A 19,922-nucleotide genomic window follows, 5' to 3' on the forward strand; every position below is an offset into this window, starting at 1 on the left:
CGGGTCACTCCAGCGTGCCGGAGCGCGTCTTCGGCGTGGGCTCCGGTACGACGTCGGCGTCGGTGACCAGCTCGGGCTCGCGGACGCCGTTGACGCCCGCGGGGAGCTGGGGCTCGAGCCGGACGATCGCGAGCACGCCGAGGAGCACGCAACCGGCGACGAGGGTGCCGATGTAGACGCTGTCGAGGTGGTGCCCGATCAGGAAGCCGGCGATCGGCGGCGCGATGATCTGCGCCAGCTGGAAGGCCGCCGAGCTCGCGGCGTTGTAGCGCCCGCGCAGGTGGTCGGGCGCCAGGTCGTTGACGAGCGCCGGGACGGTCGGCTGCAGCAGGGTCTCGCCGAAGGCGAAGACCGAGGCGCACGCGGCGACCAGCATGGTGGCGCCCCACGTGCCGGACACCAGCCCGGTCGCCCCGAGCAGCAGCCACGACACCGCCCAGACCGCCGCCATCACCGCGATGACCCGGGTGCGCCGACGACCCTCGATGCGCTGCAGCACCACGAGCTGGAGCAGCACGATCACCAGGGTGTTGGCGGCGAACGCGAAGCCCAGCCCCTGGGTCGAGATCTCGCCGACCGAGCGGGCGTACGCCGGCATGCCGGCGTTGAGCTGCGAGTAGCCGACGTACGACGAGACGAAGCTGATCGCCAGCATCGAGGCGACAGCGGGACGGCGTACGACGTCGAGGTAGCTGACCTTCGCGCGCGGCTCGTCGCCGTGGTGCTCCACCCGGCCGGCGACGTGACGCAGCGGGACGAGCATCAGGAAGAGCGCCGGCAGGTAGCTCACCGCGTCGCCCAGGTAGATCGCCTGGAACGTCGCGACGTGGTCGACCCGCACGACCATGCCCGCCACCAGGCCGCCGATGCCGATACCGAGGTTGAGCAGCGTGAAGTTGACCCCGAAGTAGCGCTGCCGGAGATCCGACGGGATGACCGCGGCGATGAACGCCTGGAAGCCCGGCCACGAGACGCCGAACGCCACGCCGCTGAGCAGCAGCGCGACGGCGGCCGCCGCCTGCGTCGAGGCGAAGGCGAGCACCACGTTGCCGATGACCTGGAGCACCAGCGCGCCGACCAGGATCCGGCGTGCGCCCCACCGGTCGATCGCCGCACCACCGGGCCCGACCACCAGGAAGCCCACCAGCGGCGGGAGCGCCAGCAGCAGACCCGCGTCGCTGAGCGCGAAGCCGCGCACCTCGTGGAGGTAGACGATGTTGAACGGCAGGACCAGACCGGTGCCGATGAACTCGAACACGACGACCGAGAGCAGCAGCTTGCCCTCACGCGGCAGGTCGTGCCAGAACGAGCGGAGCGTGAGGGGACCGGGGCTGGTGGGGCTCGACATGTTGCAACGAGTGTTTCAGGGCCCATGGACAGTCTGCGAATCCTTATTCGCCGACCTCCGCCTACCCCTAGGCTCCGGACCATGAAGCGTCTTGTGGGCTACACGATCGGCCTCGCCGTCGTGGTCCTGGTCCTCCTGATCCCGGCCGCCGTCTACGGCTCGCTCGGTGACGACGAGGGCCCGGCGGAGTCCGAGACCACCACGATCACGTCGTACGACGGGGACTTCGACGTCGCCAAGGACGGTGACCTGAAGGTCGTCGAGAAGCTGACGGTCGACTTCCCGTCCAGCGGCAAGCACGGCATCTTCCGGTTCTGGGACACCGAGGACACCACGGCTCCCGACTCCCGGCGGATCCCGCACGACGTCAAGGTGACGATGGACGGCGGCGACGTCGACGTGGAGATGCTGCGGCAGGGGGGCGGTCGGTACCGCGTCGCCAAGATCGGCGACGCGGACTCGACGGTGTCGCCGGGGGAGCACGTCTACCGGATCAGCTACCGCATCGACGGCGTGCTCGAGCCCGGGACCAACGGGTCGAAGACCCAGTTCTACTGGAACCTGATCCCGGGCGGGTGGGCGCAGAGCATCACCGCCGCCGACCTGACCGTCCACCTGCCGGCCGATGCCGAGAAGGTCCAGTGCGCGGTCGGCACGGACGAGGGCGGCTGCACGGTCGACGGCGAGGGCACCCGGACCCTCCACGTCACCGCCGCCGACCTGCCCCCGCTGACGTCGGTCACGCTCAAGACCGGTCTCGACATGGAGACGCCGCCCGCGGGCGGGACGCTCCCGTGGCCGCGTGCCCTCGACGCGGTGTTCGGTCCCAGCGTGGCCGGCCTCGGGGTCGTCCTCTTCCTCTCGGTCCTCGCGGCCCTGCTCGGTCTCTACCTGGCCAAGCGGGCGGCCGAGCGCGACCCGCAGTTCCCGCTCATGTACGCGCCGCCCGAGGGGATCGGCCCCGCCCAGGCGGCGTACCTGGTCACCGAGCAGGTCGACGACGAGCAGTACGTCGCGACGCTCATGTACGCCGCCGAGAAGGGCGCGATCGACCTCGACCGCTCCGACGGCGCCTGGACGATCAAGGACAAGAACGGAGCCGCCGGCTGGGCCGGGCTCGACCCGGTCACTTCCGGGGTCGCGCACCTGCTCGGCGGTCCGGGCACGTCGTTCGTCGCGGCCCCGAAGGACGTGACCGCCGGCAAGCGGCTCAAGGAGGAGATGTCCACCTTCGAGTCGAGCACGAAGGCGTGGGCGTCCACCAACGGCCTGATGACCCAGAGCGGCTTCGGCGCCCTCAGCGGGCTCGTCATCGGCGGGTGCTTCCTGGCCGTCATCGCCATCGGGATCGTGAACCCCTTCAACATGTCGATCGTCGGCCTGGTCATCGGCGCGTTCGCGGTCTTCGCGGTCTCGCTCGCCGCGCCCGGGGCCGGGACGCGCCGCACCAAGGCCGGCCGCGACGTCTGGTCCCGCGCGGGCGGCTTCAAGCGGATCCTGTCGACGCCGTCGGCGCAGGACCGGTTCGACTTCTCAGGGCGTCAGGAGCTCTACACCGCCTACATCCCGTGGGCGGTGGCCTTCGGCTGCGCCGACGAGTGGGCGGAGAAATACCGCACCGAGATGGCGACCGAGCCGCCCGTGCCGTCGTACTTCGGCTCGGCGTACGCCGGCGCCTACGCCGGAACCGCCGTCTCGTCGATGGTCTCCGACTTCAGCTCCACCGTCAGCTCCGCCATCTCGTCCTACAACGCCACCCAGTCCTCGTCGTCCTCCGGAGGGGGCGGCGGCGGGTTCAGCGGCGGCGGCGGTGGCGGTGGCGGTGGCGGCGGCTCCTGGTGACCGCATACTTGCCCCACTCCCATGACCTGCACCCCATGAACTGAGGAGTTCACATGCTCATCGCCATCATCGTCATCGTGGTGCTCGTCGCCATCGTCGGCTTCGTGGTCGTCGGCTTCAACAAGCTGCGCACCACCGACATCGGCGCGCAGGAGGCACTGGGTGGCATCGACGTCCAGCTGACGCGTCGCGCCGACCTGATCCCCAACCTGGTCGAGACCGTCAAGGGCTACGCCGCCCACGAGAAGGGCGTCTTCGAGGAGGTCACCCGGGCCCGCAGCGCCGTCCAGGCCGCCGCGAAGGGCGACGACGTCCCGGCCAAGGCCGCAGCGGACGCCGCGCTCGGCCAGGCACTGGTCAAGGTCAACGCCGTCGCCGAGGCCTACCCGGACCTGAAGGCCAACACCAACTTCCTCGAGCTCCAGAAGCAGCTCGCGGACACCGAGAACCAGATCTCCTTCGCCCGCCAGTACTACAACGACGCGGTCGCAACGCTCAACAAGCTGACCCAGACGATCCCGTGGATGTTCCTCACCGGCATCGCAGGAGTGCACAAGCGCGACTTCTACGACGCCCCCGAGGGCCAGGACGTCGCCCCGACCGTCAGCTTCGAGTAGTCAGTCGACTGACGAGGAGAGCTTCTCGTACTCCTCGTCGGTCAGCTCGATGCCGGCAGCCTCGGTGTTGGACTCCAGGTGGTCGAGGCTCGACGTACCCGGGATCGGCAGCATCACCGGCGAGCGGCGCAGCAGCCAGGCGAGCGCGAGCTGGGACGGCGTCGCGCCGTGGTCGCGGGAGGCGTCGGCGAGGGGGCCGTCCTCCTTCGACAGCTGCCCGGTGGCGAGCGGGAACCACGGGATGAAGCCGATCCCCTCCGCCTCGCAGTAGTCCAGGACGTCCTCGGCGCTGCGGTTGCCCAGGTTGTAGAGGTTCTGCACGGTCGCGATGTCGGCGACCTCACGGGCAGCCTTGATCTGGTCGACGGTGACCTCGGACAGGCCGATGTGGCGGATCTTGCCCTCGTCCTGCAGCGCCTTGAACTCACCCACCTGGTCCTCGAGCGGGTACGCCTCGTCGATGCGGTGAAGCTGGTAGAGGTCGATCGTGTCGACGCCGAGCCGGCGCAGGCTGAGCTCGCACTGCTGGCGGAGGTACGGCGGGTAGCCGAGCGGCGTCCAGACGCCGGGACCCTGCCGGGTCAGGCCGGACTTGGTGGCGATCACCACGTCGTCGGCGTACGGGTGCAGGGCGTCCTTGAGCAGCTGCTCGGCGGTCTCCGGTCCATAGGAGTCGGCGGTGTCGAAGAAGGTGATCCCGAGCTCGACGGTCCGGCGCAGCACCGCCACCGCAGTGTCGTGGTCCTTCGGGGGTCCCCACACGCCCTCGCCGGGCAGCTGCATGGTGCCGTAGCCGAGGCGTACGACCGGGAGGTCGCCGCCGATGTCGAAGGTGCCCGAGCTGCTCGCGATGTTGGTCATGCTCCATTCGTACTACCTCCCCCAAGCAGGTGAAGGTGCGTCCCGCCGGAGTGGGTACCGCCAGGGCATGGATCTGCCTACCCCACGTGGACCCCTGACCGAGACGCTCTTCAGCGCGCTCCGGTCCGGCGACGACTTCTTCGCGGTGCTGACCGCCCTCGACGACGCGACGCCGGACGACGCCGCGCTCGCGCTCTGGGTGCTCCACCAGCTCCACTACCGCGACCTCACCGGTGTGCCGGACGACCTCGAGTGGGACTCCCAGCTGGTGCAGCTCCGCTCCCTGCTCGAGCGCGACCTCGAGCAGCGGCTGCGCGACCGGTTCACCGCGCCGGAGGGGCTGGCCTTCGTCGAGGACTTCTTCGACTGGGTCGCCGAGCACGATGGGGCCTCGATCGCGGCGTACGTCCACCGCGACGCGACGCGCGAGCAGGTGCTGGAGCTGACCCGCGTCCGCTCGATCTACCACCTGATGGAGTCCGACCCGACCGTGTGGGTGCTGCCGCGGCTCGGCGTACGCGCCAAGGCCGCCCTGATGGAGCTGCTGTACGACGAGTACGGCGCGGGCGACCCCAACCGGCTGCACCACCACCTCTTCGCCCGGGGCATGGAGGCGAGCGGGCTCGACGCGTCGTACGGCGCCTACATCGACGAGGTCCCGGTGGAGATCCTCGAGCAGAACAACGCCCAGACGCTCTTCGGCCTGCACCGGCGGCTGCGGGGCGCGGCCATCGGTCACCTGGCGGCGTTCGAGGCGACCAGCTCGCTGCCGTCCTCGCGGATGGTGCAGGGCCTCCAGCGGCTTGGCTTCCCGCAGGAGCTCGTCGACTACTACGCCGAGCACGTCGAGGCCGACGCCGTGCACGAGCAGCTCGCGGTCCACGTGATCGGCGGGGCGATGATCGACGAGGAGCCGGGGCTCGAGGCCGACCTCTGGTTCGGCGCGTTCACGGCCCTCGACCTCGAGGACCGCTTCGCCCGCTCGGTCCTCGCGCACTGGCAGCTCGAGGAGGCCGTGGCATGACCACCTTCGACCACCCCGACGCCATCCGCTGCCCCGGCGGTCCGCTCCTGATCCGGGGCAACCACGCGGTCGAGGACCCCGACGGCGTCGCGCACGGCACCACCCGCCCGGTCTCCGCCGTCTGCCGCTGCCTCAAGTCCGGCTCCCTGCCGTGGTGCGACGGCACCCACAAGGTCCTGCCGAAGGACCAGCGGCCCGTCTAGCTCGTTCCGGATTGTCGGTCGGCTGCGGGTGGGTTCGGGTTGGTCGCCGACAGGCAGTTACGCGGTACGGCGGGCGGTGGGTTGCGGTCGCTGCCCGGCTTCCCGGTGGTCCTCGGTGGTCGAGCAGCGAGCGCCAGCGAGCGTCGGCGAGACCCCCGCAGCGTAGGCAGGGCGATGTGCGCTGGCGGCGGGTCTGCTCGGGTCGGTCGCCGAAAGGCAGCTTCGCCGGGTATGGCGGGCGGTGGTTGCGGTCGCGGCCTGGCCTTCGGGTGGTCGAGCAGCGAGCGCCAGCGAGCGTCGTCGAGACCTCCGCAGCGTAGGCAGGGCGATGTGCGCTGGCCGCGGGTCTGTTCGGGTCGGTCGCCGAAAGGCAGCTACGCCGGCTACGGCGGGCTCGGCCCGGCGTCGCCGCCGGCTTTCTGGTGGTCGGTTCTGCGGTGGTTGAGGTGCGAGCGCCGCCAGGCCCGCGCCTCGAAAGCACTGCACCCACACCTGCGAAATTGGGTGAAAAGTATTTCCTCAGAATGTCCACATCCTGGTCAAAGCAAGGGTTCTGGGCACCTGAATGTCGGTGGCCAGTGCTTGGCTGGACCTATGAGCGAAGGCCAGAACACCGCCGGATCCGGGGAGTCGTATGACTCGCCGGACCAGGTGCTGGCCGCGCTCCACGTGAATCACGAAGTCCTCGCAACTGCAGAGGTTGACCGGCTGAAGCTGGCCGTTGCGTGGGCGGTGATGAACCCCACCGACACCCTGGACGACGCCGCGACTGTGGACGGCACCCAGGGCGAGCTCGCGGTCGCCGGACCTGGTGCACCGTTGGTGGCGGAGTTCTGCGTCGGTGACCTCGCCCTCGCCCTGGGGATGTCGACCGATGCCGGGCGCACCTACCTCGGTGATGCGGTCGAGATCCGCTACCGGCTCCCGAAGATCTGGGCCGCCGTCACGACGGGTCGGGTGCAGGTCTGGAAGGCCCGCAAGATCGCCCAATCCACCAAACCACTGTGCCGTGACGGTGCGCGTCACGTCGATGCCCACCTCGCCCATCACCTCCGCCGGTGCTCGTTCGCGCAGATCGACCGCGCCGTCGAGGACGCCATCCGCCGGTTCGACCCCGAGCTCGCGGAGAAGCGGCGCCGGGAGGCCGCGGACGAACGCTGCCTGGATGTGGACCTGGACCAGGTGTCCTTCAACGGCACCGTCCACGTCGACGGGGAACTCGACCTGGCAGATGCGATCGACTTCAACGACGCCATCGCCGCCGGCGCCAAAGAGCTCGCCGCCCTCGGCTCCACCGAATCGCTCAACGTCCGCCGGTCCATGGCCGCCGGGGCCTTGGCCCGCCGCGAGCTCACCCTCGACCTCGGGACCCAGGACGAACCGCGCCCCCAGCGGAAGCGGGAGCTCGTGATCTACGTGCACCTCTCCGACGCGGGAGTCGCCGGTGTCGAGAACACTCGGTCCGCGGTGTCCGTGGAGCAGGTGAAGGGCTGGTGCGCCGGCATCAACACGAAGGTGGTCGTCCGTCCGGTCATCGACCTCGACGAGCACCTACACACCGACGGCTACCGGCCCACCGACACCATGCGCGAACAAGCGGTGCTGACCAACGCCACCTGCGTCTACCCCCACTGCACCCGACCAGCCAGGCCCGCCGACCTCGACCACCTCGAGAACTTCGACGGCACCAACACCGAGTCCGTCAACCTCGCGCCCCTCTGTCGGGGTCACCACCGGTACAAGACCCACGGCGGCTGGACCGTGATCCGCACCGGTCCCACGACGTTCACCTGGACCACCCCGTACGGGTACTCCTACGCCTGGGACACCACCCACACCCGACATACCCGCTGACCACACCCCGCCGGCACGCCGGCGGGGTCATCGCCATGCCGCGGGTCCGCCGGTCGCTAGCTCCGGTCGATCCGCACCAGGACGCCGCGCTCGTGCTGCCGTACCTCGGTGACGCTGAGCTCGTCGGGCCGCAGCCGCTCGCGCACGGCGTCCACCTGCTCCAGGGTGCCGAGCTGGAGGACCAGCGAGCCGCCCGGGCTGAGGTGCAGGCGGGCGGTGTCGATGCAGTCCCAGGCGATGTCCATGCCGTCGTCGCCACCGTCGATCGCGAGGACGGGGTCCTCCGGGAAGCGGCTGGTCTCGGTGTGGCGCACCCACGGCGGGTCGGCGATCACGACGGCGTACCGCTCGCTGTCGCGCACCATCTCGTCGATCGCTCCCTCGCGCACCTCGACCCGGTCCGCCATACCGGCGGTGCCGGCGTTGCGGCGGGTGTAGTCGCACGCGACCGGGTTGAGGTCGACGCACACCAGCCGGCGGTCGGTGGCGGCGACGGCGAGCAGGCCAATGTGGCCGGCGCCCGAGCAGAGCTCGAGCACGTCGCCGCCGGGGGCGGTCGCCAGGATCTCGGCCGCCCACGCGGACTGGGCGGCGGTCCAGGGGCGGGGCTCGAGGACGCGCGCGTCGTACGCGATGCGGAGCCCGCCGAAGTCCATCTCCTCCGGCTCGGTCGTCGTGGTCGTCATGCGCCGGAGGTACCCAGCGGCACCGTCGGACAAGCGCTCAGGACTCGACCTCGGAGAGGTCACCCGCCCATGCCGTGTGGAAGGTGCCGTCGCGGTCGACCCGGGCGTACGTGTGGGCGCCGAAGTTGTCCCGCAGCGCCTGGATCAGGGCGGCCGGCAGGTGCTCGCGGCGCAGGCCGTCGAAGTAGGCGAGCGACGACGAGAAGGCCGGGGTCGGTACGCCGGCGCCGACCGCGGTCGCGACGACGCGGCGCCACGCGTCGGCGCCCTCGGTGACCGCGTTCGCGAAGTACGGCGTGGTCAGCAGCGTCGTGAGGTCCGGCTCGTCGGCGTACGCCTCCTTGATCCGGTCCAGGAACTGCGCGCGGATGATGCAGCCGCCGCGCCAGATCGTCGCCATCGCGCCCGGGTCGACGCCCCACCCGTGCTCGTCGCTGCCGGCCGCGATCTGGTCGAAGCCCTGGGCGTAGGCGACCACCTTGGACGCGTAGAGGGCCGCGCGCACGTCGTCGACGAACGCGTCGCGGTCGTCGAGGGGAGCGCCCTCGGGCTCGGTGTCGAAGACCTTGCGGGCGGCCGCCCGCTGCTCGGTGTGGCCGGAGAGGCTGCGGGCGAAGGTGGCCTCCGCGATGCCGGTGACCGGAACGCCGAGGTCGAGCGCGTTCTGCACCGTCCAGCGGCCGGTGCCCTTCTGCTCCGCGACGTCCTTGACGACGTCGACGAACGGCTTGCCCGTGATGGCGTCCGTGTGGTCGAGCACGACAGCGGTGGTCTCGATCAGGAACGACTCCAGGTCGCCGTCGTTCCACTCGCGGAAGACCTGCGCGATCTCGGCCGGTTCGAGCCCGGCCACCGAACGGAGCAGGTCGTAGGACTCGGCGATGAGCTGCATGTCGGCGTACTCGATGCCGTTGTGGACCATCTTCACGAAGTGCCCGGCAGCGTCCGGTCCGACGTGCGCGCAGCACGGGGTGCCGTCGACCTCGGCCGCGATGGACTCGAGGATCGGGCCGAGCTTCTCGTACGCGTCGTCGGAGCCGCCGACCATGATCGACGGGCCGTTGAGGGCGCCCTCCTCGCCGCCCGAGACCCCCATGCCCACGAAGTGGAGCCCCTTCTCCTTCAGCGCCTGCTCACGGCGCAGGGTGTCGGTGAAGTGGGCGTTGCCGCCGTCGACGACGATGTCGCCCTCGTCGAGCAGCGGCACCAGCGCGTCGATCACCGCATCGGTCGGCTCGCCGGCCTTGACCATGATCACGATCGCGCGGGGCTGCTGGATGCTGGCGACGAAGTCCTCCAGGGACTCGGACCCGACGAAGTCACCCTCGTCGCCGAACTCGTCCAGCAGGGCCGTCATCTTCGCCGTCGTGCGGTTGTGCACCGCAATGGTGTGCCCGTGCCGGGCGATGTTGCGGGCCAGGTTGCGCCCCATCACCGCGAGTCCGGTCAGTCCGATCGTCGCTCGTGCGTCCATGTGTCCACCCAACCTCGGCGACCCAAACCGCACATCAGTCGAGTGACTGAGAACGCCGTCAGAAGACGTTGAGCGGGCGGAACTGCACCGAGACCCGTGGGCCGGCGTGCGCCACCTTGGGCACGGCGTGCTCCCACGTCCGCTGGCAGGAGCCGCCCATGACGAGCAGGTCGCCGTGGCCCATCTCGAGGGAGATCGACGCTCCGCCGAGCCGGGGTCGGAGCGCGAGCCGGCGCGGGTCGCCGAGCGAGACGATCGCGACCATCGTGTCGTGGGTCTTGCCGCGGCCGATGGTGTCACCGTGCCACGCGACGCTGTCGCGCCCGTCGCGGTAGTAGCAGCAGCCGGCGGTCACGAACGGCTCGCCGAGCTCGGGCCGGTAGTGCGCCGACAGCGCGCCGCGAGCCCGGCCGAGCGCGGCGTGGGGGAGCGCCTCGCCGACGCCGTACATGCACAGGAGCCGGGGTACGGCGACCTCGCGGTCGTACATCTGCCGACGCTCCGCCCGCCAGGGCACGTCGCGCACCATGGCCGCGAACACGTCGTCGGCCTCGGGCAGCCAGGCCGGGCAGACGTCGACCCACGCGCCGCGCGTCAGCTCCCGGCGCTCGACCCGGTCGAAGGTCGGCGCCTCGACGGCCGGCGCCCCGAACAGCGAACCCTGGAAGTCCATGGCTCGAGCATACGCTGCAGTCGAACAGATGTTCGACATCGATTCGGGGTCGGGTCAGGGTCATTCCGGTGGCGCCGCCCCCGGGGACACGGGAGGGTAGGCGCATGACCGAGGCACCCCCCACTTCGGCGCCGGCCGCGCGCGTCCGCAACCTCACCAAGACCTACGGCTCCGGCCAGGCGATGGTGACCGCCCTCGACGACGTGACCCTGGACATCGCCGCCGGCGAGTTCACCGCGGTCATGGGTCCGAGCGGCTCCGGCAAGTCGACGCTGATGCACTGCTGCGCGGCGCTCGACAGCGCCGACAGCGGCTCGGTCTTCATCGGCGAGCAGGACCTGACCACGCTCAAGGACAAGGGCCTGACCCGGCTGCGCCGCGACGAGATCGGCTTCGTCTTCCAGTCGTTCAACCTGGTGCCGACGTTGACCGCCGAGGAGAACATCACCCTGCCGATGTCGATCGCCGGCCGGAAGCCCGACCGGGAGTGGTACGACTCCGTGATCGCGACCGTCGGCCTCGGTGACCGCCTCAAGCACAAGCCCAACGAGCTCTCGGGCGGCCAGCAGCAGCGCGTGGCGGTGGCGCGGGCGCTGGCCAGCCGGCCCCGGATCGTCTTCGCCGACGAGCCGACCGGCAACCTCGACTCGCGCTCCGGCGCCGAGGTGCTGGAGCTGCTGCGCCGCAGCGTCGACGAGCACGGGCAGACGGTCGTGATGGTGACCCACGACCCCGTGGCCGCGGCGTACACCGACCGGGTGGTCTTCCTCGCCGACGGCCGCGTCGTCGACGAGCTCCGCGACCCGACGCGCGAGCAGGTCCTCGAGGTCATGAACCGGATGGCCGACGCGCCGTGATCAAGGCGGCCCTGAAGAGCCTGCTCGGGCGCAAGGTGCGCCTGCTGATGAGCACGTTCGCCATCGTGCTCGGGGTGGCCTTCGTCGCGGGCTCGCTGATCTTCTCCGACACCCTGAGCCGCAGCTTCACCGCGCTCTTCGCCTCGACGGTCGGCGACGTGGTGGTGCGTCCCGAGGGCGGTACGACGGCGGACGGCGCGCCCTCGACGGTGACCCTGCCGGGGAGCCTGGTCGAGCAGCTGAAGGACGTGCCCGGCGCGGCGCGGGTCGACGGCAACGTCAGCGCCTTCGGGGTCTTCGTCGTGAGCAAGAGCGGCAAGGTGGTCAGCGGCTTCGGCCCGCCGGCGATCGGCGGCAACTGGTCCGACGCCCCGGCCGGGCACGGGCTGCAGGGGCTCACGATCGTCCAGGGCCACGAGCCGCACGGGGCCGACGAGGTCGTCCTCGACGAGCGCACCGCCGAGCGGGCCGGGTACGTCGTCGGCGACAAGGTCGACATCATCCCGTCGACGGCGACAGCCATCCCGGCGGACGGTCAGCCGGTCGCGTCGACCCGGATCGAGCCGGAGCTGGTCGGCATCGCCGGCTTCCCCAGCGGCGGCTCGCTCAACGGCGCGACGTACGCCGCCTTCGACACGCCGACCGCCCAGGCGCTCTTCCTCGGCGGTGAGGACGCGTACACCGACATCTGGGTGACCGCCGAGGACGGGGTGTCGCAGGAGCGGCTCCGCGACGACGTCGAGCCACGGCTCGCCGACGGCGTCGAGGCCGTCACCGGGGACGACGCCGCCGACGAGTCGGCGTCCGACCTGGTCGACGCGATCTCGTTCCTGACGACCTTCCTGCTGATCTTCGCCGGCATCTCGCTGGTCGTCGGGGCCTTCCTCATCGTCAACACGTTCTCCATCCTGGTCGCCCAGCGCAGCCGGGAGCTCGCGCTGCTGCGCGCGCTCGGCGCCTCCAAGCGGCAGGTGATGTGGTCGGTGCAGCTCGAGGCGTTCGTCCTCGGCGTCCTCGGCGCGACCATCGGCCTGGGTCTCGGAGTCCTGCTGGCGATGGGCATCCGGGCGCTCTTCGCCAACTTCGGGCTCGACCTCTCCGGCCAGCCGCTGATCTTCGCACCACGCACGTTCATCGCGTCGTACGCCGTCGGCATCCTCGTCACGATGGCCGCCGCCTGGCTGCCCGCCCGGAGGACCGGGCGGATCGCGCCGGTCCAGGCGATGCGGGACGACATCGCCCTCCCGGAGTCGTCGTTGCGGCGGCGCTTCGTGTGGGGGCTCGCCCTCACCGTCCTCGGCCTCGTCGTCCTCATGCTCGGTCTCTTCGTCGATCTCCCGCACAGCGGCTGGCAGGTCGGCGGCGGGGTGCTCGGCATCCTCCTCGGCGTCGCCGCGATGAGCCCGGTGATCAGCAAGCCCTTCCTCGCCCTGGCGCGTACGGCGTACGCGCGGGTCTTCGGCAGCGTCGGCAACCTCGCCGGGCAGAACTCGCTGCGCAACCCGCGGCGTACGACGGCCACCGCGTCCGCGCTGATGATCGGGCTCGCGCTGGCGTGCACGATGGCGATCGTCGGCGACTCCGCGAAGGCGAGCGTCGACAAGTCGGTGTCGGAGAACTTCGTCGGCGACTTCGTGGTGAGCAACGTGATCGGCTCCGGCTTCTCGCCCGTGATCGGCGACCAGATGACCGAGGTCGACGGCGTGGACCAGGTCGTGCGCGAGCGCTTCGGCAGCGCCGAGCGCGACGGCGACAACCAGTTCGTGGCCGCCGTGGACCCGGGGACGTCGACGCGCTCGAGCTCGACCTCGACGACGGGGGCGGCCTGGCCGCGGGCAGGGTGCTGCTCCAGCGCACCTGGGCCGACGACCACGACCTCTCGGCCGGCGACGAGCTCGGCCTGGACATGCCGGCCGGCAAGCGCACCTACTCCGTCAGCGGCGTCTTCGAGGACAACCCGGTCGTCGCGGCCCCGGTCCTGCTCAGCCTCGACGACTTCGTGGAGGCCGGCTTCCCGCAGAGCGACAACGTGCTGATCCTCTTCACCGACGACTCGCCGGGCATCCAGGACCGCCTCGACGCGGTCGTGGCCGAGCTGCCCGTGGTGACGGTCAAGGACCAGGCGGCGTTCGCGCAGGAGCAGCGCGAGCCGATCGACCAGTTCGTGCTGATGATCTTCGCGCTGCTCGGTCTCGCGCTGGTGATCGCGGTCCTCGGCATCGTCAACACCCTGGCGCTGTCCGTGATCGAGCGGACCCGCGAGGTGGGCCTGCTCCGCGCCATCGGTCTGAGCCGGTCCCAGCTGCGGCTGATGATCACGCTGGAGTCGGTGGTGATCGCCGTCCTCGGTGCCCTGCTGGGTGTGGTGCTGGGGCTCGGGTTCGGTGTCGCGCTGATGTACGCCGTACGCGACCAGGGCCTCGAGGTGATCAGCGTCCCGGTGGGCCAGCTCGTGGTCTTCCTGGTGCTCTCGGTGATCATCGGCGTGCTGGCCGCAGTCTTCCCGGCGCGCCGCGCGGCGCGGCTCGACGTGCTCCGCGCAATTGCGACGGACTGAGGCCGTAAAACCGGCGTACCCACGGTTCCTGCCGAACGCCGGACGCGGGCGCTTTCACTGCCTACAGTTCAGGCGTGGACGACTTGCTGGTGACCGAGGGACGTGCCCTGAAGCACGTCCAGGTGCGCGAATACGTGCGCACCCTCGTCACGGGGGCAGCACCCGGTTCGCCTGCACCATCCGAGCGTGAGCTGGTGCATCGGTTCGGCGTTGCCCGCATGACGGTACGACAGGCGATGGATGCGCTCGTGGTCGAAGGACTGCTCGAGCGCATTCCCGGACGCGGCACCTTCGTGGCCCGTCCCCGACGGACGGCGAGCCGGCTGACGAGCTACAGCGAGGAGATGGCCCGCCGCGGCCTCCTCCCCGAGTCGCAGACGCTGCTGGCCCGGCGTGAGCAGGCCGGCCCTGGTGTCGCGCGGGCGCTCAACGTGAGCGAGGGCGACGCGGTGATCCACTGGCGTCGGCTGCGCCGCGCGGACGCCCAGCCGATGTGCATCGAGGACGCCTACCTCAACGAGGTCCTGATCCCCGGCTTCCTGCAGAGCGGGATGCCCACCAGCCTGTACGACGCGCTCGAGGCGCGGGGCCTGCGGCCGACCTGGGCCGAGGACTCGATCAACGCCGACGTCGCCAGCGAGGACGAGGCCGAGCTCCTCGAGCTGACTCCCGGCGCGTCGGTGCTCCGGCACTCGCGGCGCGGGTCGGCGGGCGAGAAGGTCGTCGAGGTCTCGCGGACGGTCTACCGGGCCGACCGCTTCACCATGTGGCTGCAGGTCGGCGCCGAGTCATAGCCCGCCGAGCGGCGCCACGACGTCGCCGCTCTCCTCGCAGACCCACACCGGGTCCGGCCCGCCGAGGTCCGGCTGGATGTAGAGCACGTGCAGGGGTGCGTGGTCGCCGCAGTCACGACAGATCGGCCAGCGCCCGACGGTCTCGATGAGGGCGTCCTGCACGTCCTGGGCGACCAGCCCGGCGACGTACTCGGCGCCCTCGGGCCACTGCTCGGCCCACCACTTGCGTTGCTCGACGGCGTCCTCGAGCGCCGAGACCGCCGTCGGGGTCGCGTGGTTGCGCGCCTCCAGGTCGGCCAGGACCCGGGCCCGTGCGTCGAACAGCAGGGTGTCGTCCATCCCTCCATCATGCCCCCGCGCGAAAGCCGACCGCCTCAGCGCGGCTCCCGCACCCGCCGGCCCGGCGCTCCTACCATTCATCCATGGGCCAGGCGCTCCTCGAGGTCGCCGTCCTCGATCCGCGTGACGTGTCCGGCGCGGAGGAGGGCGGAGCCGATCGGCTGCTCCTCTCCACACCGGAGGGGATGTCGCCCGAGCCCGTGCTCGTCTCGTCCGTCTGCCGGGAGACCGATCTCCCCGTCCACGTGGTGCTCCGGCTCAACGACACCTGGACCACCACCGGCGGTGAGCTGGCCCGGCTGGCCGGGCTGGGCGAGAGCTACCTCGGCTGCGGTGCGACCGGCGTCTCCTTCGGCTTCCTCGACGGTGACCTCGAGATCGACACCGAGGTGTGCGCCTACCTGTCGGGCCTGCTGCCCGGCGTGCCCTGGACCTTCGGTCGCGCGATCGACGATACCCTCGACCCGCGGCGCTCGTGGCGACGGCTGATGGACCTGCCCGACCTCGCCGCCGCGCGCTCGGCCGGCTCGCCGCGGGGGCTGTCCGTCGGCTTCGACGACCTGATCGAGACCGCGGCCGACCCCCGGGTCGCCCGCCTGCTGATGCCCGGGGGCGGGCTGCTCGCCGAGCACGTGCCGTGGTTCGTGCGCGCCGACGTGTACCAGTTCCACCTCGGCCGGCAGGTCCGTCCCGGCGGCTCGCTCAAGGCGTACGTCGACGCCGGCCACGTCCGGTCCTGGCGGCTGCTCGTCGATGACGCGCTGGAGCGCGCCGTACGCTCCGTCGGGTGATCCTGATCGACCCACCCAACGCGGCCGGGCACGGCCGCCTGTGGTCGCACCTCGCCAGCGACACGTCGTACGACGAGCTGCATGCCTTCGCGCGGACCCTCGACATCCCGCCGCGCGGCTTCGACCGGGACCACTACGACGTCCCGTCCGAGTGGTACGACACCGTGGTCGCCGCCGGCGCCGTCCCCATCTCGTCGCGCGAGCTCGTCGCCCGGCTCACCGCGGCCGGTCTGCGGCGGCGCAAGGGGCGTCCGGCGGGATAGCCACGGACAAGTTGGCTGTCAGGAGGCCCCCCGGGCAACCATCTCGCCCGTGGCTATCCCGCCGAGGGCCACAGCCGCCGCGCCCGCCGAGCCAGCTCCCGCCGCAGGTCGGCCAGGTCCGCGCCCACCAGGTGGCCGTCGCGCACGACGTGCTCCCCGCCCACCAGCACGTGCCGGGCCGAGCGCTCGGGGCCGAGGACGAGGGCGGCGACCGGGTCGAGCACGTCCGCGACGTCGTCGCCCGGCCAGACCACGACGTCCGCCTTCAGGCCGACCGCCAGCGAGCCGATGTCCGACCGGCCCAGGCAGGCCGCGCCCCCGGTCGTGGCGAGCGCGAGGGCGTCCGCGGAGGAGAAGGCGGTGGGGTCGAGCGAGCGCTGCCGCGCCAGGTAGAGCGCCTGCCGCATCTCCGGCTGCAGGGTCCCGACCTCGTTGGACGCCACCCCGTCGACCCCCAGCCCGACCGGGGCGCCGGCGGCGACCAGGTCGCGCACGCGCGCGATGCCGGAGCCGAGTCGGCAGTTGGAGGAGGGGCAGTGCGCGACCCCCGTGCGCGTCGCCCCGAGCCGCGCCACCTCCGCGTCGGAGAAGTGGATCCCGTGCGCCACCCACACGTCCGGCGCGATCCAGCCGAGCTCGTCGAGCATCTCCATCGGCCGGCGCCCGAAGCGGGCGATGCTGTCGCGCTCCTCGTCCAGGGTCTCGGCGAGGTGGGTGTGCAGGCGGAGTCCCCGTGACCGCGCCAGCTCCGCCGACTCCGTCATCAACCGGGTGGAGACGCTGAACGGGCTGCACGGCGCCACCGTCACCACCACGCGGTCGCCGTCGTGCAGCCGGTCGTGCACCGCGACCGTCGAGGCCAGGATCGCGTCGACCTCCTCCACGACCGAGTCGGGCGGCAGCCCGCCGGCGGAGGCGCCGAGGTCCATCGACCCGCGCGCGAGGTGGACGCGTACGCCGATCCGGCGGGCCGCGGCTGCGATCGCGTCGAAGACTGAGTCGTCGCCGCCCGGCACCAGGTAGTGGTGGTCGGCGGCCGTCGTGCAGCCCGACAGCGCCAGCTCCGCGAGTGCGACGGCGCTGGCCGCCTCGACGTCCTCGGGGGTCAGCCGGGCCCAGACCGGGTAGAGCGTCGTCAGCCAGCCGAACAGCCCCTCGTCGACCGCCCAGCCACGCGTCAGCCACTGGTAGAAGTGGTGGTGGGTGTTGACCAGCCCGGGCGTGATGATGTCGCCCGCGCAGTCCACGACCACGTCACCGTCGAGGGCGGGCACCTCGCCGACGCCCACGATCAGGCCGTCCTCGATCGCCACGTCACCGGGCCAGCGGGCTCCCCGGAGGACTGTCCTGGTCATGGCCGGACGCTAGCGCCCGGTCGTGTCACGAGCGTTACGGCGCCAGCTCGTCCAGCTCGCGCCGCACGTTGGCCCGGGCGGTGTCCTCCCACGCGTCCTGGGCGTACGCCGTGTGGAAGAGGTGCGGCTTCGCCAGCAGGTCGCGCAGCACCTCGGCGCGGCCGGCGGCGAAGAGGTCGTCCGGCATCTGGGCGTACTCCTCCCGCACGGACGCTACGTACTCGGCGTACCGCTCCGCCGGCGCGGCCAGGATCGCCAGGTCGGCGTCGGACAGCGCGCAGCCGTTGCCGTCGTCGTCCGCGGGCCGGTGGTGCTCGGTCATCAGCACCAGGCGGACCACCTCGTCGACGACGGCCTGGTCGACCAGGGTCGGCAGCGCCTCGGCGGCCCAGGCCGCGGAGCGCTTCTCGGCATCGGGCTGCGCGTCGTACACGCTGTCGTGGAACCACGCGGCCAGCAGCACCGCCATCCGGTCGAACTCCACCCCGTGCGCCGACAGCTCGTGGATCCGCTCGAGCACCTCACCGAGGTGGCGGCCGTCGTGGTAGCGCCGGGCCGGGTGGTCGTACGACGCGACCAGCTGGGCGCCCAGCGGGCGCGCGCCCGGCAGCGGCCAGGCGAGGAGGAGATCCACGCCGACCATTCAAGACGGCACGGACCGGCCGCGCTACGGTGGGCTCTGCAAGAACGTGTTCTACGTCACGACCCGAGGAGCTCAGATGGCCGCCAGTGCCGACCGCATCCGTCAGGTAGTCGACGACTACATCCGTCTGGTCGGCTCCGGCACGGCCGACGAGATCGTCGCGCTGTACGCCGAGGACGCCACCGTCGAGGACCCGGTCGGGACCGACGTCCGCACCGGGCACGCGTCGATCCGGGAGTTCTACGCGACCCTCGAGGGGCTGCAGCAAGAGACGCGGCTGGTCGAGGCCAGGATCGCGGGCGGCGAGGCCAGCTTCCTGTTCGAGATCATCACCCGGGCCGGCGACAAGACCTACACCCTGTCGCCGATCGATGCGATGACCTTCGACGACGACGGCAGGATCACCACCATGCGCGCCTACTGGAGCAACGACGACATGGTGGTCAGCTAGTCACGGAGTCGTGCAGCTCGGGTCGGTCTGGCCGGTCGTGCGCGCTACGGGGAGGTCGCCGGTTGCCGTCGCCCGGCTCGTCGCCAGCTTGAAGCCGGTGAACTCCGCGTGATCGAAGTGGCAGTAGCCCTGGCCCCGCATGTATCCGCCACTGCTGCCGGTCGGGTCCACGGTGATCGTGAGGTTCGACTGCGTGGTGAGCGCGCCCGACAGGGTGAAGGTGCCGCTGGCGCTGCTGGTGGTCGTGGCGAGCTTGGCGCCGCTGGCGCTGTACAGGTTGATGGTCGCGCCCGCGCCGCCGGAGAACGGTGGCCGCAGCGCCGTCGCCGGCTGTCCGGCGTCGACGATCCGGCCGGTGACCCAGCCACCGCGCTTGGTGATCTTGAACTTGCCGATGTCGGTCCGGTTGGGCTTCACCTTGGCGGAGACGACGCTGCCGGTCCGCGGCAGCCAGACACCCAGTCCGTCGAACTTCAGCGTGTACCTGCCGGGGTAGAGACCCTCGAACACCGCGGTGCCGCCCTTGGCGGTCGCCGTCCACCACTGGCCGGTCGCCTTGCTGGTGACGGTCACGGAGGTCCGGCCGGCCAGCGAGCCGTTGGGCGTGTAGAGCAGCACCCGCATCGCGCCGGCCGGCTTGCGCATGGTGATCTTCAGGTTCTTGCCGGTGCGGGGCTTGACGCTGCCTGCGTAGAAGCTCTTGTCGACCCAGCGCTTCTTCTTGTCCCAGGTGAAGACGGAGTACTTGCCCTCCGGCAGGCCCCCGACGGCGAACTGGCCCTTGTCGTTGGCGGTCGTCTCGAACGACTGCTCCGCCCGGTTGGCGGCGACGACGCGCGCGCCCTTGGCGGGCTTGCCGTCACCGGTCCGGATCGTTCCGGTGACGAAGCCGCCGCGCTTCATCGTCACGTTGCGGATCGTCGGCGACCCGGCGCGGACCGTCACCTTCACGTCGGTCGGGGCGTACTTCTTGGTGTCGTACGCCTTCCGCAGGTCGATGAACTGCAGGTGGTAGGTGCCGGGCGCGAGGTTGAGGGCGAACGAGCCGCCACCGGCGCTCTTGCGGCCGAGGTACTTCCAGTTCCGGTCGAACCAGAGCATCTGGACCTTCGGGTGGTCCTTCTGCGGGAAGTTGAGGACGCCGGTGACGACGCCCTTGTCCGAGGCGGCCTCGGCGCCGACGGGCGCGCCGACCAGCACCAACGAGGCGAGCAGCGCCACCACGGCCACCAGTGCGGTCCGGGTCCAACGAGAAGGGAGCATGCTTCCAGCGTAGGTCCCTGACCTTGA

At 71.2% G+C, this 19,922-nt stretch carries 21 protein-coding genes; 12 read left to right on the forward strand and 9 right to left on the reverse strand.

Going from position 1 to position 19,922, the window contains the following annotated elements:
- Nucleotides 1-4: 4 nt before the first annotated feature.
- Nucleotides 5-1,348 (reverse strand): MFS transporter, encoded by a 1,344-nt coding sequence (locus tag ABEA34_RS15240; protein ID WP_345522206.1) that lies wholly within the window; start codon nt 1,346-1,348, stop codon nt 5-7.
- A gap of 81 nt (nt 1,349-1,429) precedes the next feature.
- On the opposite strand from ABEA34_RS15240, the gene ABEA34_RS15245 reads away from it, so the two are divergent.
- Nucleotides 1,430-3,190: a DUF2207 domain-containing protein gene (locus ABEA34_RS15245; protein WP_345522207.1), complete on the forward strand. Its 1,761-nt coding sequence runs from the start codon at nt 1,430-1,432 to the stop codon at nt 3,188-3,190.
- A gap of 53 nt (nt 3,191-3,243) precedes the next feature.
- On the forward strand, nt 3,244-3,807 hold the full coding sequence (locus ABEA34_RS15250; protein WP_345522208.1) for a LemA family protein: 564 nt from the start codon (nt 3,244-3,246) through the stop codon (nt 3,805-3,807).
- Here ABEA34_RS15250 and ABEA34_RS15255 read toward each other — a convergent pair whose 3' ends face one another.
- Nucleotides 3,808-4,668 (reverse strand): aldo/keto reductase, encoded by an 861-nt coding sequence (locus ABEA34_RS15255; protein WP_345522210.1) that lies wholly within the window; start codon nt 4,666-4,668, stop codon nt 3,808-3,810.
- A gap of 67 nt (nt 4,669-4,735) precedes the next feature.
- Between ABEA34_RS15255 and ABEA34_RS15260 the strand changes: the two genes are divergently transcribed.
- The 3 genes from ABEA34_RS15260 (at nt 4,736) to ABEA34_RS15270 (ending at nt 7,749) form a co-directional block, all read left to right on the forward strand.
- Nucleotides 4,736-5,692: an iron-containing redox enzyme family protein gene (locus ABEA34_RS15260; protein WP_345522211.1), complete on the forward strand. Its 957-nt coding sequence runs from the start codon at nt 4,736-4,738 to the stop codon at nt 5,690-5,692.
- Complete coding sequence (locus tag ABEA34_RS15265; RefSeq protein ID WP_345522212.1) at nt 5,689-5,895, forward strand: CDGSH iron-sulfur domain-containing protein; 207 nt, start codon at nt 5,689-5,691, stop codon at nt 5,893-5,895. Before ABEA34_RS15260 ends, ABEA34_RS15265 begins: the two co-directional genes overlap by 4 nt.
- Before the next feature lie 594 nt (nt 5,896-6,489).
- Nucleotides 6,490-7,749 carry an HNH endonuclease signature motif containing protein gene (locus ABEA34_RS15270; protein WP_345522213.1) on the forward strand — a complete coding sequence of 420 codons (1,260 nt, stop codon included), beginning with the start codon at nt 6,490-6,492 and terminating at the stop codon, nt 7,747-7,749.
- A gap of 56 nt (nt 7,750-7,805) precedes the next feature.
- Here ABEA34_RS15270 and ABEA34_RS15275 read toward each other — a convergent pair whose 3' ends face one another.
- Genes ABEA34_RS15275 through ABEA34_RS15285 form a run of 3 tightly spaced genes read right to left on the reverse strand, consistent with a single transcriptional unit; the run spans nt 7,806 to nt 10,582 of the window.
- Nucleotides 7,806-8,435 (reverse strand): methyltransferase, encoded by a 630-nt coding sequence (locus ABEA34_RS15275; protein WP_345522214.1) that lies wholly within the window; start codon nt 8,433-8,435, stop codon nt 7,806-7,808.
- Between the two features lie 37 nt (nt 8,436-8,472).
- Nucleotides 8,473-9,909 carry an NADP-dependent phosphogluconate dehydrogenase gene (gene gndA, locus ABEA34_RS15280; protein WP_345522215.1) on the reverse strand — a complete coding sequence of 479 codons (1,437 nt, stop codon included), beginning with the start codon at nt 9,907-9,909 and terminating at the stop codon, nt 8,473-8,475.
- A gap of 58 nt (nt 9,910-9,967) precedes the next feature.
- Complete coding sequence (locus ABEA34_RS15285) at nt 9,968-10,582, reverse strand: alpha-ketoglutarate-dependent dioxygenase AlkB (protein ID WP_345522216.1); 615 nt, start codon at nt 10,580-10,582, stop codon at nt 9,968-9,970.
- A 104-nt stretch (nt 10,583-10,686) separates the two neighbouring features.
- On the opposite strand from ABEA34_RS15285, the gene ABEA34_RS15290 reads away from it, so the two are divergent.
- The 4 genes from ABEA34_RS15290 to ABEA34_RS15305 all read left to right on the forward strand — a co-directional run bounded on the left by ABEA34_RS15290 (nt 10,687) and on the right by ABEA34_RS15305 (nt 14,790).
- Nucleotides 10,687-11,439 (forward strand): ABC transporter ATP-binding protein, encoded by a 753-nt coding sequence (locus tag ABEA34_RS15290; protein WP_345522217.1) that lies wholly within the window; start codon nt 10,687-10,689, stop codon nt 11,437-11,439.
- Nucleotides 11,436-13,475: an ABC transporter permease gene (locus ABEA34_RS15295; protein WP_345522219.1), complete on the forward strand. Its 2,040-nt coding sequence runs from the start codon at nt 11,436-11,438 to the stop codon at nt 13,473-13,475. The genes ABEA34_RS15290 and ABEA34_RS15295 overlap by 4 nt, the downstream gene beginning before the upstream one ends.
- Nucleotides 13,476-13,609: 134 nt before the next feature.
- Nucleotides 13,610-13,996, forward strand: a complete 387-nt coding sequence (locus ABEA34_RS15300) for an ABC transporter permease (RefSeq protein ID WP_345522800.1) — start codon at nt 13,610-13,612, stop codon at nt 13,994-13,996.
- 134 nt (nt 13,997-14,130) lie between these two features.
- Nucleotides 14,131-14,790 carry a GntR family transcriptional regulator gene (locus tag ABEA34_RS15305; protein ID WP_345522801.1) on the forward strand — a complete coding sequence of 220 codons (660 nt, stop codon included), beginning with the start codon at nt 14,131-14,133 and terminating at the stop codon, nt 14,788-14,790.
- Here ABEA34_RS15305 and ABEA34_RS15310 read toward each other — a convergent pair.
- Nucleotides 14,785-15,129, reverse strand: a complete 345-nt coding sequence (locus ABEA34_RS15310) for a hypothetical protein (protein ID WP_345522221.1) — start codon at nt 15,127-15,129, stop codon at nt 14,785-14,787. The two genes, ABEA34_RS15305 and ABEA34_RS15310, sit on opposite strands and share 6 nt — an antisense overlap.
- Before the next feature lie 83 nt (nt 15,130-15,212).
- Between ABEA34_RS15310 and ABEA34_RS15315 the strand changes: the two genes are divergently transcribed.
- Nucleotides 15,213-15,920 carry a copper homeostasis protein CutC gene (locus ABEA34_RS15315; protein WP_345522222.1) on the forward strand — a complete coding sequence of 236 codons (708 nt, stop codon included), beginning with the start codon at nt 15,213-15,215 and terminating at the stop codon, nt 15,918-15,920.
- Nucleotides 15,917-16,183, forward strand: coding sequence for a DUF4031 domain-containing protein (locus tag ABEA34_RS15320; protein WP_345522223.1), 267 nt, complete (start codon nt 15,917-15,919; stop codon nt 16,181-16,183). Before ABEA34_RS15315 ends, ABEA34_RS15320 begins: the two co-directional genes overlap by 4 nt.
- Nucleotides 16,184-16,236: 53 nt before the next feature.
- Here ABEA34_RS15320 and ABEA34_RS15325 read toward each other — a convergent pair whose 3' ends face one another.
- Together ABEA34_RS15325 and ABEA34_RS15330 are read right to left on the reverse strand one after the other, a co-directional pair.
- Nucleotides 16,237-17,538: an 8-oxoguanine deaminase gene (locus tag ABEA34_RS15325; protein ID WP_345522224.1), complete on the reverse strand. Its 1,302-nt coding sequence runs from the start codon at nt 17,536-17,538 to the stop codon at nt 16,237-16,239.
- 34 nt (nt 17,539-17,572) lie between these two features.
- Nucleotides 17,573-18,172 (reverse strand): HD domain-containing protein, encoded by a 600-nt coding sequence (locus tag ABEA34_RS15330; RefSeq protein WP_425576876.1) that lies wholly within the window; start codon nt 18,170-18,172, stop codon nt 17,573-17,575.
- An 85-nt stretch (nt 18,173-18,257) separates the two neighbouring features.
- On the opposite strand from ABEA34_RS15330, the gene ABEA34_RS15335 reads away from it, so the two are divergent.
- Nucleotides 18,258-18,632: a nuclear transport factor 2 family protein gene (locus tag ABEA34_RS15335; RefSeq protein ID WP_345522227.1), complete on the forward strand. Its 375-nt coding sequence runs from the start codon at nt 18,258-18,260 to the stop codon at nt 18,630-18,632.
- Here the strand turns inward: ABEA34_RS15335 and ABEA34_RS15340 are convergent, their stop codons facing one another.
- Entirely contained in the window at nt 18,633-19,895 is a 1,263-nt protein-coding gene (locus tag ABEA34_RS15340; protein WP_345522229.1) for an MSCRAMM family protein, read from the reverse strand.
- Nucleotides 19,896-19,922 lie beyond the last annotated feature (27 nt).

The organism is Nocardioides conyzicola (assembly GCF_039543825.1).
Taxonomy (GTDB): domain Bacteria; phylum Actinomycetota; class Actinomycetes; order Propionibacteriales; family Nocardioidaceae; genus Nocardioides; species Nocardioides conyzicola.

Bases quoted from the DNA above. Each gene is read 5' to 3' on its own strand.
- ABEA34_RS15255 (WP_345522210.1), bottom strand. From the start codon at position 4,668: ATGACCAACATCGCGAGCAGCTCGGGCACCTTCGACATCGGCGGCGAC.
- ABEA34_RS15265 (WP_345522212.1), top strand. From the start codon at position 5,689: ATGACCACCTTCGACCACCCCGACGCCATCCGCTGCCCCGGCGGTCCG.
- ABEA34_RS15300 (WP_345522800.1), top strand. From the start codon at position 13,610: ATGATCTTCGCGCTGCTCGGTCTCGCGCTGGTGATCGCGGTCCTCGGC.
- ABEA34_RS15270 (WP_345522213.1), top strand. From the start codon at position 6,490: ATGAGCGAAGGCCAGAACACCGCCGGATCCGGGGAGTCGTATGACTCG.
- ABEA34_RS15310 (WP_345522221.1), bottom strand. From the start codon at position 15,129: ATGGACGACACCCTGCTGTTCGACGCACGGGCCCGGGTCCTGGCCGAC.
- ABEA34_RS15340 (WP_345522229.1), bottom strand. From the start codon at position 19,895: ATGCTCCCTTCTCGTTGGACCCGGACCGCACTGGTGGCCGTGGTGGCG.
- gndA (WP_345522215.1), bottom strand. From the start codon at position 9,909: ATGGACGCACGAGCGACGATCGGACTGACCGGACTCGCGGTGATGGGG.
- ABEA34_RS15335 (WP_345522227.1), top strand. From the start codon at position 18,258: ATGGCCGCCAGTGCCGACCGCATCCGTCAGGTAGTCGACGACTACATC.
- ABEA34_RS15325 (WP_345522224.1), bottom strand. From the start codon at position 17,538: ATGACCAGGACAGTCCTCCGGGGAGCCCGCTGGCCCGGTGACGTGGCG.
- ABEA34_RS15290 (WP_345522217.1), top strand. From the start codon at position 10,687: ATGACCGAGGCACCCCCCACTTCGGCGCCGGCCGCGCGCGTCCGCAAC.
- ABEA34_RS15245 (WP_345522207.1), top strand. From the start codon at position 1,430: ATGAAGCGTCTTGTGGGCTACACGATCGGCCTCGCCGTCGTGGTCCTG.
- ABEA34_RS15240 (WP_345522206.1), bottom strand. From the start codon at position 1,348: ATGTCGAGCCCCACCAGCCCCGGTCCCCTCACGCTCCGCTCGTTCTGG.
- ABEA34_RS15260 (WP_345522211.1), top strand. From the start codon at position 4,736: ATGGATCTGCCTACCCCACGTGGACCCCTGACCGAGACGCTCTTCAGC.
- ABEA34_RS15285 (WP_345522216.1), bottom strand. From the start codon at position 10,582: ATGGACTTCCAGGGTTCGCTGTTCGGGGCGCCGGCCGTCGAGGCGCCG.
- ABEA34_RS15250 (WP_345522208.1), top strand. From the start codon at position 3,244: ATGCTCATCGCCATCATCGTCATCGTGGTGCTCGTCGCCATCGTCGGC.
- ABEA34_RS15315 (WP_345522222.1), top strand. From the start codon at position 15,213: ATGGGCCAGGCGCTCCTCGAGGTCGCCGTCCTCGATCCGCGTGACGTG.
- ABEA34_RS15275 (WP_345522214.1), bottom strand. From the start codon at position 8,435: ATGACGACCACGACGACCGAGCCGGAGGAGATGGACTTCGGCGGGCTC.